The sequence below is a fragment of the Microbispora sp. CSR-4 genome (assembly GCF_008033685.1).
Classification (GTDB): domain Bacteria; phylum Actinomycetota; class Actinomycetes; order Streptosporangiales; family Streptosporangiaceae; genus Microbispora.
The window spans coordinates 285-536 of the sequence record NZ_VJVX01000346.1; positions in this window are offsets into that span (position 1 = coordinate 285).

The window sequence follows — 252 nt, forward strand, 5'->3', positions numbered from 1 at the left end:
CCTCTGTGGCGGCCCGAGGACGTCCACGCCGGCAACCTGCTGGCCGCGATCGAGGCGATCGACGCCGGCGTCACCACGGACGTGGACTGGTCGCACGGGCCGCGTCGGCGCGGTCCACGGTCCCCCGCCGGATTGGAAGCGCGCCGAGCGGGGACAGGGCGGAGGGTATCGGGCGGGGATCGACGGGCGCGGGATGGTCTTTAAAACCGGACGCGACGAACCGCGTTAGAGCACGTTAGGCCAAAGAACACG